General features: G+C 58.8%; 15 protein-coding genes. 8 read left to right on the forward strand and 7 right to left on the reverse strand.

Going from position 1 to position 17,208, the window contains the following annotated elements:
- Nucleotides 1–29 precede the first annotated feature (29 nt).
- Together L579_RS01445 and speB are read right to left on the reverse strand one after the other, a co-directional pair.
- Nucleotides 30–1,112 carry an iron-containing alcohol dehydrogenase family protein gene (locus L579_RS01445; RefSeq protein ID WP_036624519.1) on the reverse strand — a complete coding sequence of 361 codons (1,083 nt, stop codon included), beginning with the start codon at nucleotides 1,110–1,112 and terminating at the stop codon, nucleotides 30–32.
- Nucleotides 1,109–2,068, reverse strand: a complete 960-nt coding sequence (gene speB / locus L579_RS01450; protein ID WP_021182513.1) for an agmatinase — start codon at nucleotides 2,066–2,068, stop codon at nucleotides 1,109–1,111. Before speB ends, L579_RS01445 begins: the two co-directional genes overlap by 4 nt.
- 217 nt (nucleotides 2,069–2,285) lie before the next feature.
- Between speB and L579_RS01455 the strand changes: the two genes are divergently transcribed.
- From L579_RS01455 to ybiB, 4 genes are read left to right on the forward strand one after another with little or no spacing between them, the layout of a single operon-like run.
- Entirely contained in the window at nucleotides 2,286–3,182 is an 897-nt protein-coding gene (locus tag L579_RS01455; RefSeq protein ID WP_021182514.1) for a LysR family transcriptional regulator, read from the forward strand.
- Nucleotides 3,183–3,238: 56 nt separating this feature from the next.
- Nucleotides 3,239–5,389: an ATP-dependent DNA helicase DinG gene (gene dinG, locus L579_RS01460; protein ID WP_021182515.1), complete on the forward strand. Its 2,151-nt coding sequence runs from the start codon at nucleotides 3,239–3,241 to the stop codon at nucleotides 5,387–5,389.
- A gap of 2 nt (nucleotides 5,390–5,391) precedes the next feature.
- The gene (locus L579_RS01465) at nucleotides 5,392–6,045 is read left to right on the forward strand and encodes an FMN-binding negative transcriptional regulator (RefSeq protein ID WP_021182516.1); all 654 of its coding nucleotides are present in this window, start codon (nucleotides 5,392–5,394) and stop codon (nucleotides 6,043–6,045) included.
- Nucleotides 6,032–7,000: a DNA-binding protein YbiB gene (gene ybiB / locus L579_RS01470; RefSeq protein WP_021182517.1), complete on the forward strand. Its 969-nt coding sequence runs from the start codon at nucleotides 6,032–6,034 to the stop codon at nucleotides 6,998–7,000. Before L579_RS01465 ends, ybiB begins: the two co-directional genes overlap by 14 nt.
- Nucleotides 7,001–7,003: 3 nt before the next feature.
- On the opposite strand, the gene L579_RS01475 is transcribed toward ybiB, so the two are convergent.
- Nucleotides 7,004–8,161, reverse strand: coding sequence for a M20 aminoacylase family protein (locus L579_RS01475; RefSeq protein WP_021182518.1), 1,158 nt, complete (start codon nucleotides 8,159–8,161; stop codon nucleotides 7,004–7,006).
- 388 nt (nucleotides 8,162–8,549) lie between these two features.
- Here L579_RS01475 and L579_RS01480 point away from each other — a divergent pair, with 388 nt between their 5' ends.
- On the forward strand, nucleotides 8,550–8,735 hold the full coding sequence (locus L579_RS01480) for a Mobile element protein (RefSeq protein ID WP_021182519.1): 186 nt from the start codon (nucleotides 8,550–8,552) through the stop codon (nucleotides 8,733–8,735).
- 87 nt (nucleotides 8,736–8,822) lie between these two features.
- Here L579_RS01480 and hutU read toward each other — a convergent pair whose 3' ends face one another.
- Both hutU and hutH read right to left on the reverse strand, forming a co-directional pair.
- A complete protein-coding gene (gene hutU / locus L579_RS01485; RefSeq protein WP_021182520.1) occupies nucleotides 8,823–10,508 on the reverse strand; it encodes a urocanate hydratase in 1,686 nt (561 codons plus the stop codon).
- A gap of 11 nt (nucleotides 10,509–10,519) precedes the next feature.
- Complete coding sequence (gene hutH / locus L579_RS01490; RefSeq protein WP_021182521.1) at nucleotides 10,520–12,076, reverse strand: histidine ammonia-lyase; 1,557 nt, start codon at nucleotides 12,074–12,076, stop codon at nucleotides 10,520–10,522.
- A 317-nt stretch (nucleotides 12,077–12,393) separates the two neighbouring features.
- Between hutH and hutC the strand changes: the two genes are divergently transcribed.
- On the forward strand, nucleotides 12,394–13,149 hold the full coding sequence (gene hutC / locus L579_RS01495; RefSeq protein ID WP_013508421.1) for a histidine utilization repressor: 756 nt from the start codon (nucleotides 12,394–12,396) through the stop codon (nucleotides 13,147–13,149).
- Here hutC and L579_RS01500 read toward each other — a convergent pair.
- On the reverse strand, nucleotides 13,133–13,675 hold the full coding sequence (locus tag L579_RS01500) for a HutD/Ves family protein (RefSeq protein ID WP_021182522.1): 543 nt from the start codon (nucleotides 13,673–13,675) through the stop codon (nucleotides 13,133–13,135). The two genes, hutC and L579_RS01500, sit on opposite strands and share 17 nt — an antisense overlap.
- A complete protein-coding gene (locus L579_RS01505; RefSeq protein WP_021182523.1) occupies nucleotides 13,672–15,027 on the reverse strand; it encodes a formimidoylglutamate deiminase in 1,356 nt (451 codons plus the stop codon). Before L579_RS01505 ends, L579_RS01500 begins: the two co-directional genes overlap by 4 nt.
- 88 nt (nucleotides 15,028–15,115) lie before the next feature.
- Here L579_RS01505 and hutI point away from each other — a divergent pair, with 88 nt between their 5' ends.
- Together hutI and hutG are read left to right on the forward strand one after the other, a co-directional pair.
- Nucleotides 15,116–16,333: an imidazolonepropionase gene (gene hutI, locus L579_RS01510; protein ID WP_021182524.1), complete on the forward strand. Its 1,218-nt coding sequence runs from the start codon at nucleotides 15,116–15,118 to the stop codon at nucleotides 16,331–16,333.
- Nucleotides 16,330–17,118 carry an N-formylglutamate deformylase gene (gene hutG, locus L579_RS01515; RefSeq protein WP_021182525.1) on the forward strand — a complete coding sequence of 263 codons (789 nt, stop codon included), beginning with the start codon at nucleotides 16,330–16,332 and terminating at the stop codon, nucleotides 17,116–17,118. Before hutI ends, hutG begins: the two co-directional genes overlap by 4 nt.
- The last annotated feature ends 90 nt before the right edge of the window (nucleotides 17,119–17,208 follow it).

Raw genomic sequence — 17,208 nt, forward strand, 5'->3', positions numbered from 1 at the left:
ATCTCGTAGCGGCGCGATTTATCGCGCGGTTACTGTGTTGCCAGCTTCTCAACGCGTGCGATTGCTGCCAGCAAGCGCTCATCCGTCACCGTTTCCGCCATATTCGCCATATCCGGCGCATGCACCGACTCACGTACAATCAGCGCCAGCTCGGCTGTGTCCAGATCGGCAATTTCAGTCAACGTCAGCGGTACACCGCAATCGCGTGCCAGACGCATTTCTGCCAGCACTTCGTCATCGCTGCGCTGTTCCAGCGCCAGCAGACACAGATTGCCGAAACCGACCAGCAGGCCATGACCAAACTCGCGCGTCTTATCGCAGAAGGTAAAGCCTTCGTAGATAGCATGAGATGCCGCTGCGTGTGCTCCGTTGCTCATCAGCGAGGTTAAACCCGCCCAGGTAAAGATGGCATCCAGTACCTGATCCAGTGCGGAGCTGCTCTCACCGCGTAGCACGGCGGCATAGGCGGCCGGGCCATGTTCGGCAATCACGTCATAACAAATTTTGCTGTGCGCCAGGGATGACAGCGCGTTGCCTTCTTTGGCCGGATGGCGGGTGCTGACGGCACGGAACTCGTACCATTTCGCCAGCGTATCGCCCAGCCCGGCAGCCAGCCAGCGGGGCGGGGCTTTTGCCAGCAGCGTGCTGTCGATCACCACCGCTGCCGGAGCCTGTGGCAGTGGGAAGATATCAAAGAAGTTACCGTTATCGTCGTAGCGGATACTCAGCGGCGTCACCGCCGAACAGGTTGCGGCGATGGTGGGGATGGTCACCACCGGCAGGCCAAGCTGCGCCGCCACGGCTTTACAGGTATCCAGCGATTTTCCGCCGCCAACACCGATAATCACCTCTGCCTGCAACTCGGTGGCGATGGCTGCCAGTCGGTTGATCTGGTTGATCGATGTCTCGCCACCAAACCACTCCTGCGCCAGCAGCGTCACATCCGCCGCCAGCAATTGGGCGCGTACCTGCGCTTCCACCGCTTGCAGCGCCTGATGACCGCCGATCAGCAGCGCGCGTTGTCCGAGGCTGGCACAGATTTCACCCAATTGATTAATCACCCCCGCGCCGCGTAACACGCGGGCCGGGAACACCAGATTCATTTGTGTCATTGTTTCTTCTCTGTATAACGGACGCCAGGCAACACGCACAGCATCTCATAAAGGATATTGGCCGCCAGTTGGGAGGTCATGCCGCTCAAATCATAGGGAGGCGAAACCTCAACCAAATCGCCGCCGACCAGGTTTAACCCACGGCAACCGCGCACGATCTCCAGCCCTTGCATTGAGGTCAGGCCGCCCACCTCCGGCGTACCGGTGCCGGGCGCCCAGGCGGGATCGAAACTGTCGATATCGTAAGAAAGATAAACCGGGCCGCTGCCGATACGTTCACGCACCTCCGCCATTAACGGTGTCAGCGAACGATGCCAGCACTGCTCGGCAGGGATCAGATGGAAACCCTGATCGACACCCCACTGAAAATCATCCGCTGCATAACCTTGCGCACGTTGACCAATCTGTACCACGCGTTGGCAATCCAGCAAACCTTCTTCCACCGCGCGACGGAAGGTGGTGCCGTGGGCAATCTTCTCACCAAACATCTCGTCATTGGTGTCGGTATGGGCATCAACGTGAATTAGCCCCATCGGACCGTGTTTTTTTGCCAGCGCGCGCAGAATCGGCAGCGTCAGGGTGTGGTCGCCGCCCAGCGTCAGCGGAATCAGCGGCCACGGGTTTAACGCGCTGTAAAAGTCTTCAATGATATCGACCGACTTCAGCAGGCTGTAAGTATTGATCGGCACATCGCCAAGATCGCCCACGCGCAGCGAGTCAAAAGGGGCGGCACCGGTTGCCATATTGTAAGGACGGATCATCACCGAATCGGCGCGGATGGCGCGTGGCCCGTAACGGGTACCGCTGCGTTGCGAAGTGCCGATATCCAGCGGGATACCGATAAACGCCACATCCAGATCGGCGGGGGACTCACTGGCCGGTAAACGCATCATGGTGCCGCGTCCGGCGAAACGCGGCATTTCATTGCCGCCCTGCGGTTGGGGAAAATGGGTCATGACCGGCTCCTTAACTGAACAGGCTGACATCATGACCCGATGCGTGAGCGGGAAAAATCCTTGACAGCAGATAATCACTTCAGAGATTACTTAACTTTAACCAGCAATCACTGAAGAAAAAGGGAGGCACTGACGTAGCGGCGCGATTTATCGCGCAATCCTTCGCGCTCTGTCAGAAAAACCTGCGCGATAAATCGCGCCGCTACGTCACGATATTATGCAACCGTTACCCAATCTTAAACTGCTCCAGGTGTTCGCCAGCGTGGTGGAAAACCAGGGCTATTCGCGCGCCCAGCAGGCGTTGAACATGACCACGCCGGCGATCAGCGCCTATATGAGCGAACTGGAAACCCAATTGGGGTTTATTCTGTGCCAGCGTGGGCGCGGTGGCTTTACCCTGACCAGCAAAGGGGAAGAGTTTTATCGTTACAGCCAACAGATGCTGACCACGCTGGCAGACTGGCAGGCGCAGGTGGAGACGCTGAAAAGCGCGCAGGGCGGTGCCTTTTCCCTCGGGGTGGTGGATGCCACCGTCACCGACAGCACGCTGGATTTACCTGCCGCTATCGCCCGCTTTAATCAGCGTTTTCCGGCGGTATTTTTCAACCTCAGCGTGCGCGATCCCAATGAACTGCAACAACAGCTACTGGAAGATCGCCTCGACCTGGCGATTGGTCACTTCCCGCTGCGCGCCAGCAATCTGGTGACGATTCCGCTGTACGACGAACAGCATTGGTTGTATTGCAGCCCGCAGCATGCGCTGGCGCAGGGGACGCCGGATGTGCGCACCGTGCAGCAAACCGGGATGGTGACGCGACGCTACTGGAACCAGCAGGAACTGAACAAACGTGGTTTCCGTCAGACGAATGCATCGGTGGAGAGTATCGAAGCGCAGTTGACGCTGATCCTTAGTGGGCGGTTTATTGGTTATCTGCCGGAGCATTACGCACGTAGCTGGGAACAACAGGGGGCGCTCTGTCGTCTGCTGCCGCAAGATTTCCACTTCCGCGCGCCGTTCTCCTTTGCGTTCCGCCGTGGCCGGGCGCGCGAAACGTTGATCCGTGCGATGCGAGATATTCTGAATCCAGCGCGAAAAAATAGCAGCGAAAGCTGACGCTGTGGCGATACTGTGTAAAAATACAGGCCATTTTCCCGAAAACAGTTAAGACAATGGCCCTGACAGCAGCGATAAAAAGCCAGATTGCGCAATGGTATAAGGCGCTGCAACAGCAGGTTCCTGACTTTATTCCGCGTGCGCCACAGCGCCAGATGATCGCCGAAGTGGCGAAAAGTCTGGCCGGTGACGAAGGCCGTCACCTGGCGATTGAAGCGCCCACCGGGGTGGGTAAAACCCTGTCATATCTGATCCCCGGCATTGCCGTCAGTCGTGCCGAGGAGAAGCGACTGGTGATCAGCACCGCCAACGTGGCGTTGCAGGATCAAATCTTCAGCAAAGACCTGCCGCTGCTGAAAAAAATCATTCCCGACCTGACCTTTACCGCTGCATTCGGGCGTGGGCGCTACGTTTGCCCGCGCAACCTCGCCGCGCTGGCGGCCAGCGAAGATCAGCAAGGGGATTTGCTGCTGTATCTTGATGAAGAGGCGGTAACCGGCTCCAAAGAGGAGCAAAAGTTATGCGCCGGACTGGAAAAGCAGCTCAGTCGTTACCAGTGGGATGGGCTGCGTGATCACACGGATGTCGCGATCAATGACAGCCTGTGGCAGCGCCTCTCCACCGACAAAGCCAACTGCCTGGGCCATCATTGTCGCTGGTATCGCGAATGCCCGTTCTTTGTGGCGCGGCGCGAGATCGAGCAGGCGGATGTGGTGGTGGCGAACCATGCGCTGGTGATGGCGGCGATGGAAAACGAGTCGGTGCTGCCGCCCGCGAAACACCTGATGCTGGTGCTGGATGAAGGCCACCATTTGCCGGAAGTCGCGCGTGATGCGCTGGAGATGAGCGCAGAGATCACCCCTGGCTGGAGCAGCCTGCAACTGGATCTGTTTGTGCGCCTGGTGGAAACCATCATGGCGCAGTTCCGCCCCAAATCCCCGCCACCGCTGACCAATCCGGAGCGGCTGAAAGGCCATTGCGATGAGATGCGCGAGCTGTTGCAGACGTTATGCAACGCCCTGAATCCGCTGCTGCCCGACCATAACCAGCCGGGTGAGTTTCGTTTTGTGCTGGGGGAACTGCCGGAAGAACTGCTGACGCTGTGCGCCCGCTTGTTCAAACTCAGCGATGCGCTGCGTGGTCTGGCGGAAGGGTTATTGAATGAGCTGGGCGATCAAACCGGTAAAGCCGACATCATGCGGCTGCATAAAGCGATTTTGCAGCTCAATCGCCACTTTGGCTGGTTTGAATCCATCAGCAAGCTGTGGCGACTGGCGGCTATGGAGAAGGCCTCAAATGCACCGGTGTCCAAATGGGTGACGCGTGAATTGCGCGACGGCCAGGCGCATCTGCTGTTTCACTGTGCCGGGATACGCGTTAGCGATCAGCTGGAGAAACTACTGTGGCGTAAAATCCCCCATGTGGTGGTGACCTCCGCCACGCTACGCTCGCTGAATAGCTTTAACCGGCTACAGGAGATGTCAGGGCTGAATGAGAAGGCGGGTGACCGCTTTGTGGCGCTTGACTCGCCTTTTCAGCATATCGACCAGGGCAAGCTGGTGATCCCTCAGATGCAGTATGAACCGCTGATGAGCAGTGAGGTGGAACATATCGCCGAGATGGCGCGCTTTTTCCGTGCGCAAATGGCGGAAGAGAAACATAAAGGGGTGCTGGTGTTATTCGCCAGTGGCCGTGCCATGCAGCAGTTTCTCACCCACGTCGCCGACTTTCGCCTGTCGATGCTGGTGCAGGGCGACCAGCCACGTTATCGGCTGGTGGAGCTGCATCGCCAGCGCGTGGAGCAGGGCAAAACCAGCATTCTGGTCGGTTTGCAATCCTTTGCCGAAGGGCTGGATTTGAAAGGCGATCTGCTGTCGCAGGTACATATCCATAAAATTGCTTTTCCCCCGGTGGACAGTCCGGTAATTTTGACCGAAGGGGAGTGGCTGAAGAGCCTCAGACGCTACCCGTTTGAAGTGCAGAGTTTACCCAGCGCCTCATTTACCTTGATCCAGCAGGTAGGCCGTCTGATTCGCAGTCACCAATGCTTTGGCGAGATCGTTATTTACGATCGACGTCTGATCAGCAAGCCATATGGCAGCCGTCTGCTGGCCGCATTGCCGGTGTTCCCGATTGAACAACCGCCGATGCCCGAGGCCACATCCAGTGCAGCGCCACGCAGAAGGCGCGCAAGCAGAAGGAGTTGAGCATGTTGTATACGCCACGGGCGTTTAACCAGCCGGATGCTGAAGCGCAGCGCCAGCTGGTGCTGCGCCATCCGCTGGGGCTGTTGATCTCCAACGGGAACGATGGCCCGCAGGCAACGCCGTTGCCGTTTTTATTGCAGGTCGATGCTCAGGGGGAGTGGGTGTTGCAGGGGCATTTGTCCCGCGCCAATCCGCATCTGAAAGCGCTGGAGGATGGCATGCCGGTGCTGGTGGTGTTCCAGGGGGAACAGGGTTATATCACCCCGGCGTGGTATGAAGAAAAAGCGCGCAGCGGCAAAGCGGTGCCAACCTGGAACTACCTGACGCTTCACTGCCGTGGTCCACTGATCCGCCATGATAATGCTGACTGGCTGCGGGCGCAGGTCGAGCGGCTTACCGCGCAGCAGGAACAGGGGATGCCGCAGCCGTGGGCGGTGAGCGATGCCCCGGCCACTTATATCGACAGTATGATCAAAGCGATTGTCGGGGTGGAGATTCGCGTGACCCAGCGCGAAGGCAAGTGGAAACTCAATCAAAACCGCAGTCTGACGGATCGCCAGCAGGTGGCCGACGGTTTAGCACAGCAGCACAACACCTCTTTGGCCGCCGAGATGCGGCGCACTCTGGAAGCGGAAACTCCTGATGGAACTGAATAAAATTATCAAAGAAATCGGGCGCGGGAAAAATCACGCGCGCGATATCGATTTCGACACCGCCGTGGCGTTGTATAGCGCGATACTGGCCGGAGAAGTGCCGGATCTTGAACTGGGCGGTGTGCTGATCGCGTTACGCATCAAGGGAGAAGGTGAGGCGGAGATGCGCGGCTTTTATCAGGCGATGCAGCAGCAGATGATGCGCCTGCAAGCACCTGTTGGCCGTCCGATGCCGATCGTCATACCCAGCTATAACGGCGCGCGCCGTCAGGGCAACCTGACGCCGTTGCTGGCGTTGCTGTTGGTCAAACTCGGCTTTCCGGTGTTGATGCACGGCGTCAGTGATGACCCAACGCGAGTGACCAGTGAAGCGGTGCTGGCGGCGCTGGATATCAACCCGGCCACCAGTGCGCAACAAGCGCAGGCGCTGTTGGATAACGGCGAGCTGGCGTTTATCACCATCGATCATCTGTGCCCGCCGATGGCGAAACAGCTATCGCTGCGCTGGCGTATGGGGGTGCGCAATAGCGCGCACACCCTGGCGAAACTGGCAACGCCGTTTGCCGAGCGGGCTGCGCTGCGTCTTGCCAGCGTATCGCACCCGGAATATGTGCCGCGTGTCGGTAAATTCTTTCAGGATATCGATGCGCCCGCGTTGCTGCTGAACGGGACTGAAGGCGAAGTCTATGCCAATCCGCAGCGCTGCCCGGCCATCAGCTATATTCAGGGGGCAAATGCCGAGGCTGAAGAGTGGGTTGCGCGTCAACCGGAATGGGAGGTCGCGTTGCCGGAGTCAAAAAATGCGCTGGATACCGCCACCTGGATCCGTGCGGTGCTGGCGGGGGAACGTGCGGTTCCGCAGGCGCTGCGTTTGCAACTGGCCTGCTGCCTGGTCGCCAGCGGGGAAAACGCCAGCCTGGCTGACGCTGAACAGCGCCTCAACCAGGCCGGTATCTGAAGATCAGGCTTTCGCCAGCGTACTCTCCACCAACTGCTGCCAGAAGGTGATGCCGATGGGCAGCAGTTCATCATTGAAGTCGTAACAGGCGTTGTGCAGCGGTGCAGAGGGTGTCGCACCATCGGCACCCAGCCAGAAGTAGGCACCGGGGCAGGCTTCCAGCATACAGGCGAAATCTTCCGACGCCATCGACGGATTCACCTGCCAGTGCACCTGTTGCTCACCGAGTAAGCTTACCGCCGCCTGACGCACCTGTTCAGCCGGTTGTTCATGGTTAGCGGTGACCGGATAACCTGGATACCAGTGAATCTCGCCGCTGACGCCAAACGGGCGCGGCAGCGTGCTGACAAAATCCTCAATCAGGCCACGTACCCGATTACGCACATCGGTTTGCAGACAACGTACCGTGCCGCGTAACACAATTTGCTCGGGAATGACGTTAATCGCTTCGCCGCCGTGGATTTGCGTCACGCTGACCACCGCCGATGCCAGCGGTGACAGGCGGCGTGACGGAATGGTTTGCAGCGCCAGAATCAATTCTGCGGCCACGACGATGGGATCGGCACCGCTTTCCGGCATTGCCGCATGGCAGCTCTTGCCGTGCAGAGTGATTTCAAACGAATCGAGCGATGCCATCATGGCACCGGCATTGACCGCCAGCGAGCCAACCGGCAGGCCAGGCCAGTTATGCATGGCGTAGACGGCATCCATCGGGAAGCGCTGGAACAGGCCTTCTTCCACCATTTTTCGGGCACCACCGAGGTTCTCCTCGGCGGGCTGAAAGATAAAATGCACCGTGCCGCTGAACTGACGCGTGGCCGCCAGGTGACAGGCTGCCGCCAGTAACACGGCGGTGTGACCATCATGACCACAGGCGTGCATCACGCCCGGCTGGCTGGATTTCCACTCTGGATGGCCTTTTTCGGTGATCGGCAGCGCATCCATATCGGCGCGCAAGCCAATCACCGGTCCGGGGCCATTTTCCAGCGTACCAATCACCCCGGTGCCCGCCAGCCCTCGAAACACCTGCAAACCGGCATCCTTCAACACCTGCGCCACCAGTTCGCTGGTACGTTGTTCCTGGTAACCCAGTTCAGGATGTTGATGGAGCTGGCGACGCCAGCGCAGGGCGTTTTCCAGCAAAGTGGCAGGCAGGGTCATAGGACAGGATTCTCCATTATCAGCAGTACGTCCGTGGGCAGGTACCGCAAGAAATTATGTTCCCACTGTAGTGGCAAGCGCGGAGAGCGTCTATCGCGAAACGGGATAATTTGGCTATAGACTATATCCAAATGGAATAAGTAGGTTTTATCCACTGCGAGATAAATTTTATCCCCAGGGACCCCTTTGTTGTGCTTGCTCAACCTGGGGTTAAATCTGATTGTTTTATCACTTTATTATGAAGTTCTTAACTCTCTCTGATATTTTCACGCCTTAGATATCAGTGAGATAACTGCTGTGATAACGTCCGGGCACTCTCATCACTATGGTGGTTGAACTTGTCGTTAAAATACTGATGCAAGCCAAACCGCAACTTGAGGAACAGATTATGACGATTGAACAACAGTGGCGGCAGGAGTCTCACCAGCAGGGACTTCAGAAGGGGCTTCAGGAGGGAGTTCAGGAGGGGAAATTGCAGGTGGCGCAGCGTATGCTGCGGGATAACATCGACGTTAAAACCATCATGAAATTCACCGGTCTGAGCGAGAAAGAATTACAGCAGCTCAATGCCTGAACCACGCAAATTTTGCCGAGTCTTGTGGAGTGATAAATTGCGCAAAGACAGGCAAAAAAATGGCGGGCCTGACGCCCGCCATCCAGGTTATTTCATCATCGGCAGATTTAGCCCATGCTCTTTCGCACAAGCCTGTGCCTGCTCGTAACCCGCATCCGCATGACGCATGACGCCAGTGGCCGGATCGTTCCACAACACGCGCGCCAGACGCACATCGGCTTCGGCGCTGCCGTCGCAGACAATCACCACCCCGGCATGTTGTGAGAAGCCCATACCGACGCCGCCGCCGTGATGCAGGCTGACCCAGGTCGCGCCGCCTGCGGTGTTCAGCAGGGCGTTGAGCAGTGGCCAGTCGGACACTGCATCCGAGCCATCTTTCATCGCTTCCGTTTCACGGTTCGGTGAGGCAACGGAGCCACAATCGAGGTGGTCACGGCCAATCACAATCGGTGCTTTCAGCTCGCCATTGCGCACCATCTCGTTGAACGCCAGCGCCGCTTTATGGCGCTCGCCCAGTCCCAGCCAGCAGATACGTGCCGGTAAACCCTGGAACGCGATGCGCTCCTGCGCCATATCCAGCCAGCGGTGCAACGTTTTGTGGTGTGGGAACAGTTCTTTCAGTTTGGCGTCGGTTTTATAGATATCTTCCGGATCGCCCGACAGCGCCACCCAGCGGAACGGGCCTTTGCCTTCGCAGAACAACGGACGGATATAGGCCGGAACAAAGCCAGGAAAATCAAAGGCGTTTTTCACCCCTTCATCCAGCGCAACCTGACGGATATTGTTGCCGTAATCGACGGTCGGGATACCCATATGGCAGAAGTCGAGCATCGCCTGGACATGGGTTGCCATTGAGGCGCGCGCCGCTTTTTCTACTGCTTTCGGGTTGCTGGCACGCTCAGCCTGCCAGCGATCCACATCCCAGCCAATCGGCAGGTAGCCGTTGACCGGATCGTGTGCGGAGGTCTGGTCGGTCACGATATCCGGTTTCATGCCGCCCGCTTTGGCGCGTTTTACCAGCTCTGGTAAGATTTCCGCCGCATTGCCCAGCAGGCCAACCGAAATGGCTTTTTTCGCTTTGGTGGCTTCGTCGATCAGCTGCAACGCTTCATCGAGGGTATAGGCTTTGTGGTCGACATAACGGGTACGCAGACGGAAATCGATGCGCGATTCCTGGCATTCAATTGCCAGCACACAGGCACCGGCCAGCACGCCAGCCAGCGGTTGTGCGCCGCCCATGCCACCCAGACCGGCGGTCAGGATCCAGCGGCCGCTCAGGTCGTTATCGTAATGCTGACGGCCCGCTTCGACGAAGGTTTCGTAGGTGCCCTGCACGATGCCCTGAGCACCGATGTAGATCCACGAACCGGCGGTCATCTGGCCATACATCATCAGGCCGGCTTTATCCAGCTCATGGAAATGATCCCAGGTGGCCCAGTGCGGTACCAGGTTGGAGTTAGCCAGCAGCACGCGCGGCGCGTCAGCATGGGTACGGAACACGCCAACCGGTTTACCCGACTGGATCAGCAGGGTTTCTTCCGGCTGTAACGCGCGCAGCGAACGCAGAATCTGCTCAAAGCATTCCCAGTTGCGCGCTGCTTTACCGATGCCGCCGTACACCACCAGATCTTCCGGGCGTTCCGCCACATCCGGATCAAGGTTGTTCTGGATCATGCGGTAAGCCGCTTCAATCAGCCAGTTGGCGCAGTGCAGTTCACTCCCCTGTGGGGCACGGATTTCACGGGCAACTGCCTGGGTCAGAGTTTCGCTCATCATCAGTTCCTTTATTCAACATTGGTGGTGCGCATGCTCGGCAGCAGCGCAGAAAGGGCTTCCGGCCAGGCATTGCTGCTGGCCCACAGGCGCATGGTGTCAATATCCGGCGCCAGTAAACGGTCCTGATCGAGGAAGGCGACTTGCGCGCGAATACGGCTCATCTCTTGCTCGATAAGGGTGGAACTTTGCAGAGGGCGATGGAAATCAATGCCCTGCGCGGCAGCCATCGCTTCAATCCCCACTACGGCGGCGGTGTTGAAGCACATGCTGCCGAGACGGCGCGCAGCATAGGTCGCCATCGAAACATGGTCTTCCTGATTGGCGGAGGTCGGCAGGCTGTCAACGCTACCCGGATGGGCCAGCGATTTGTTTTCCGATGCCAGCGCCGCTGCGGTCACCTGGGCGATCATAAAGCCCGAATTGACGCCGCCATCGCGTACCAGGAACGGCGGCAGGCCGGATAAACCGGTATCCAGCAGCAATGCCAGGCGACGTTCGGAAATCGCACCTACTTCGGCCACTGCCAGCGCGATGATATCAGCGGCAAATGCCACCGGTTCGGCATGGAAGTTACCGCCGGAAATCACATCGCCGCTGTCGCTGAACACCAATGGGTTATCCGAGGCGGCGTTGGCTTCAATCTGCAAGACGCGCGCGGCGTGGCTCAGGTTATCCAGGCATGCCCCCATAACCTGCGGGACGCAGCGAATGGAGTAGGGGTCCTGCACCCGGCCACAATTGGCGTGTGAGCTGAGAATTTCACTGCCTTCCAGCAGCGCGCTTACGGCGGAGGCAACACTGATTTGTCCCTGCTGACCGCGAGCCTGGTGGATACGGGCATCGAAAGGTTTGATCGAACCTTTGATGGCTTCCAGCGACAGCGCACCGGCCATCAATCCGGCGGCAAACAGGTTTTCCCCTTCAAACAGGCCACGCAATGCCAGCGCGGTGGAAACCTGGGTACCGTTCAACAGCGCCAGTCCCTCTTTCGGACCCAGCACAAACGGCGTCAGGCCAACACGCGCCAGACCTTCGGTCGCCGGGATCAGCACGCCATCAACACGCACCTGACCTTCACCCAGCAGCATCAGCGACAGGTGCGCCAGCGGGGCGAGGTCACCAGAGGCACCCACTGAACCTTTTTCCGGGATACACGGCATCACACCGGCATTAAACAGCGCCAGCAGCGCTTCGATCAGGGCGATGCGGACGCCGGAATGGCCGCGTGCCAGGCTGATGATCTTGGTGGCAACCACCAGACGGGTAACATTATCAGGCAGCAGTTCACCCAGGCCGACGCTGTGCGACAGCACCAGGTTACGTTGTAGTTCGGCAAGACGATCCGCCGGGATTTGCGTCTGTGCCAGTTTGCCAAAGCCGGTGTTGATGCCGTACACCACGTTGCCCGAGGCGACGATGGCATCTACCGTGGCACTGGCGCGATCGATCGCGGCCCGCGCTTCATCAGCCAGCGTTAATGCGACGCCACCCTGGTAAATCGCGCGCAGTGTGGCGAGGTCCACTTCACCGGGAACGAGGCGAATATTCTGAACCGAACCTGACATAGTCTACTCCTGTCTATACAAGTAAAGCGGCAATCACGGACAACATTGGCTTGTGGAAGTTTTGTCGGCGATGCCATGAATAATGCGAGTGAAGCATAAGTGTCTATTCTTGTCTATACAAGTAGCAAGCGCTGTGCCAGATTGATCACATTCTGTGAACAGCGTAGTGATGCGGATTGATATCCAGGTCGCGTGGCGCTTTGCACTGTAATAAGGCAAATGCTGCACAAGCAGTGGGCTGGTTGCACTGCGGGATGTATATACATTTACCGCCTGAGACAGTAAACTCTGGGCACTATCAGGAAAAGGAACAGGATATGGTTGAGCAAACGGCAATAGCACAATTGGCCGCGGCCATGGGTGATGAGCCTGCGCCGATTTACCAGCGCGTTAAACAGGCGATCATCAGCCAGATCCGTGAAGGTCACTGGAAGGCCAATCAACGTGTACCGTCGGAAAGCGAGTTGGTAAACGAGCTGGGCGTCAGCCGTATGACCATCAACCGGGCGTTGCGCGAACTGACCAGCGAAGGTTTTCTGGTGCGCATGCAGGGCGTGGGCACCTTTGTCGCCGAGATGAAGGGCTACACCGCGATGCTGGAAGTGCACAACATCGCCGATGAAATCGCCCAGCGTGGCCATCGCCATAGCTGCAAAATTTTGTCGCTTGGGCAGATGAAGGCCGACCCGGAGCAAGCGGCGGTGCTGGGTTTATCCACCGGACAGACGTTGTACCACTCGTTGATCGTGCATTACGAAAACGACATGCCGGTGCAGTTGGAAGATCGTCTGGTGAATCCGCTGGTGGCACCGGATTATCTCAGCCAGGATTATCACCAGTTAACGCCTTACACCTATCTGATGCGTGTCGCGCCGTTAACCGCCGGTGAGCACATCGTGGAAGCGGTGCTGCCGGATCTGCGCCAGCGGAAGCATCTGGCGCTGGATGAGCACGAACCCTGTTTGCTGATCCGCCGTCAGACCTGGAGCGACACCAAAATTGTTACCTACGCGCGCCTGCTGTACCCCGGCTCGCGTTACAAGTTACTGGGCCGTTTCAGAGGACACGGCTGAGTGCGGTAAACAGCAGGCTGGCATCGGCAGAATGCGGTGCCAGTTGCGTTTCGTCATCCAGCCACCACATCCCCTGATTCACCTCCAGCACCTCACCTTCGGCGCTTTGCCAGAGACCAGACAGCACCCAGGCCACACCATGCGTGGCCCGCACCGCCTGCTGCTGCACCGTCACCTGTGCCTGCCAACTGTCGCGCCTTGTCATGATGTTGAAATCCTGACAGGCGCTCGCGCCGATACGGGCATCGATCGCCCATTCGCCCGGGAACGGCCAGGGTTGATGCGGCTGAAGTTGTTGCTCGCCCTGCGCACTGGTCAGCAGCACGCTGTCACCGTGCAGCAGGGTGATCACCCGATCGATACCGGGGAAGGGGGAAAAGGGACCATCAGCGGCGATAGTGGCAATGCTGGCGCGCCAGGCAAAATCCGCCACACCGGGCGGATAACTGATGATCTCACGAGTTTCGCCGCCGCCGTTGCGCCAGCGGCTGACCGGTAAGGTGTCGTAAGCGAAACGGGTTCTCATCGTAACGCCCTCATCGCTGCGGCAAAACGTGCGGCACAGGCTTCCTGCGCCGGGTGCTGGCCTTGTTCAATCACCGCCTTGCCCGCGACAAACACATCACGAATTTGCTCGCGCTGTCCGGCAAACAACCAACGATTGAGCAGCGAGGCGTTTTCAACGCTGCCGAGCCAGGCATCCTGATGCAGCACCAGCCAGTCGGCACGTTTACCGACCGCCAGCTCACCGCTCTTGATACCGCAGGCCTGTGCGCCGCCCTGCGCCGCCTGTTGCCACAGCAGATCGCCAACGGAAGCCTGATCGGTGGTGGTAATGCGGTTACGACGACGATCGCGTAGCCGTTGGCCGTACTCCAGCCAGCGCAATTCTTCGAGCGTGCTGAGCGACACATGGCTGTCGGAGCCAATGCCCCAACGACCACCACGGGCGATGTACTCCACCGCCGGGAAGATGCCGTCACCGAGGTTAGCCTCCGTGGTCGGACACAAGCCCGCCACCGCGCCGCTGGCTGCCAGACGCGCGATTTCGTCATCATCGAGATGGGTGGCATGAATCAGACACCAGCGTTGATCGACCTTAAAGCGATTCAACAGCCAGGCCACCGGACGTTCGCCGCTCCACGCCAGACTGTCGTTAACTTCTTTTTCCTGCTCCGCCACATGGATATGCACCGGCAAGTGATCCGGGCTGGCGGCCAGGACCTCGCGCATCTGCGCTTCATTCACCGCGCGCAGCGAATGGAAGCACAGGCCGTGATTAAACAGCGGTTTGTCAGCGACCCAGGTTGCCAGCCGTTGCTGCTGGTGCAGATACGCGTCGGTCTGCTGAATAAAGCGGCGCTGCCCGTCGCTGGCCGGTTGCGAACCAAAACCGCTGTAGCTGTAGAGCACCGGCAGCAGCGTCTGGCCAATCCCGGCGGTCGCCGCCGCGGCCATCAGTTGTTGCAGCATGTCATCATCGGGATAGGCTTTGCCCTGAGCGTCATGGTGCAGGTAGTGGAACTCCGCCACCTGGCTGTAGCCGCCTTTCAGCATCTCGATATACAGCAACGCGGCGATATCGCCGACCTGTTCTGGCGAGAGGCGCTGCACCATGCGGTACATCAGATCGCGCCAGGTCCAGAAACTGTCCTGCGGATCGCCAGCCACTTCCGCCAGACCGGCCATCGCGCGTTGAAACGCATGCGAATGCAGGTTGGCAATGGCCGGGATCACTGATCCCGCGAGGCGCGAGGCGTTACCCGGTTCGCTATTGGGGGTGAGATCGGTAATCACTCCGGAAGAATTAACAGAAATCAGCACTTGCTCATGCCAGCCATCGGCCAGCAATGCCCTGGGGGCAAAAAAAGTCGTCATGGTTGATCCTACACGGCGGTTGGTTGTATATACATATACATACTTTGATGAGCAGTGTAAATCGCCAAAGGCGAAGGGGACACGGGGGATGGCAGAAGCGAAGCAGATCGACAGCCTGTGGCTGGGCGCAGATATTGTGACCATGCGCGAGGGCCGCTACAACCTGATTGCCGACGGCGCGCTGGCGGTGGATCAGGGAAAACTGGTGTGGGTAGGCCCGCGCAGTGAGCTACCGGCATTTAACGCGCGTGAGCAGCACCAGTTTGCGGGGGGCATCATCACGCCGGGTTTGGTGGATTGTCACACCCATCTGGTATTTGGCGGCGACCGCAGCGCGGAATTTGAGCAGCGCCTGAACGGTGTCAGCTATGCTGAGATCGCCGCGCAGGGCGGCGGTATCCTCTCCACGGTACGTGCGACGCGTGCGGCGACTCAGCAGGAACTGGTGGCCTCGGCGCGTTGGCGGCTGGATCGCCTGCTGGCGGAGGGGGTGACCACAGTTGAGATCAAGTCCGGTTACGGGCTGGATGAAGCCAGTGAACTGACGATGCTGCGTGCCATTCGCGAGCTGGCGCAAAGCGTGCCTGCCGATGTGCTGGCGACCTGTCTGGCGGCGCATAGCTTCCCGCCCGAGTTTAAAGACAACCCGCAGGGCTGGGTGGAGATTATTTGCGAGCGACTGTTGCCGCAGGTGCAGGCGGAAGGGTTGGCGGATGCGGTGGACGCGTTCTGTGAACATCTGGCCTTCTCGCCACAGCAAGTCAGCGCGGTGTTCGATAAAGCCAGGGCGCTGGGGATGCCGGTGAAATTGCATGCCGAGCAGCTCTCCTCACTGGGTGGTGCGGCGCTGGCCGCAGGTTACGGCGCATTGTCGGCAGACCACCTCGAATATGCCACCGAAAGCGATGTGCAGGCGATGGCGCAACATGGCACCGTCGCGGTGCTGCTGCCGGGCGCGTTTTACCTGCTGCGCGAAACGCAGAAGCCGCCGGTAGCGCTGTTCCGGCAGTATGGGGTGCCGATGGCGCTGGCCAGCGATGCCAATCCGGGTACGTCACCGGCATTATCGCTACGTCTGATGCTGAATATGGGTTGCACGCTGTTCGGCATGACGCCGGAAGAGGCGTTGGCAGGTGTGACCCTGTGGGGCGCACAGGCACTGGGTTTACAGCAGACGCATGGTTCGCTGGAGTCAGGCAAAGTGGCGAACTTCGTCCACTGGCCGTTGGCGCGTCCGGCGGAGTTGGTTTACTGGTTGGGCGGCGAATTGCCGTGCCAGGTTATCTATCGTGGAGAAGCGCAATGACACCGTTTCATTTTACTGAAGGGAAGCTGCCGCTGCTGGTCAGCATTCCGCACGCCGGGACGCAACTGACGCCAGAAGTCGATGCCGGATTAAGCGACGCCGCTCGTGGTTTGCCGGATACCGACTGGCATATCCCGCTGCTGTATGATTTTGTGCGTGATATGGGAGCCAGCGTGCTGATTGGCCACTACTCGCGTTTTGTTATCGATCTCAACCGTCCGCCGGACAATCAACCGTTGTACAGCACCGCCACCACCGGGTTGTACCCGGAAACGTTGTTTGATGGCACGCCAACCTTTGCGCCAGGCAAAACGCCGACGGCGGAGCAACGCCAGGGGTATCTGGATCATATCTGGCATCCGTACCATCAGCAGATTCAGCAGGAACTGGCGCGTATCAAGGCGCAGCACGGCTACGCGTTGCTGTTTGATGCGCACTCAATTGCTTCGGTGATCCCCCGTCTGTTTGAGGGGCGTCTGCCGGATTTGAATATCGGGACCAATGACGGCGCCAGTTGTTCATCAGCGGTGACGACAGCGATTCAGGACGTGTGCAGCGCGCAAACGGATTACCGTTGGGTGATCAACGGACGCTTTAAGGGCGGCTATATCACCCGTGCTTATGGGCAGCCAGAGCAGGGCGTGCAGGCGGTACAGCTGGAGCTGGCGCAGATCAATTATATGGATGAAACCCCGCCTTTCGCGTGGCAGCAGGCACGCGCCGCCCAGTTGCAGAAGGTGTTGAAGCCGTTGTTGCAGGCGTTTTTGCAGCAGGGTAAAGCGTAAACCCCCCACGATAAAGCGTGCCGCTATAAATGTTTGCACGTTACCGTAGCGGCGCGATAAATCGCGCCGCTACGATGCGTGTCTGTTACT

This window comes from Pantoea sp. AS-PWVM4 (genome assembly GCF_000468095.1).
Taxonomy (GTDB): Bacteria; Pseudomonadota; Gammaproteobacteria; order Enterobacterales; family Enterobacteriaceae; genus Pantoea; species Pantoea phytobeneficialis.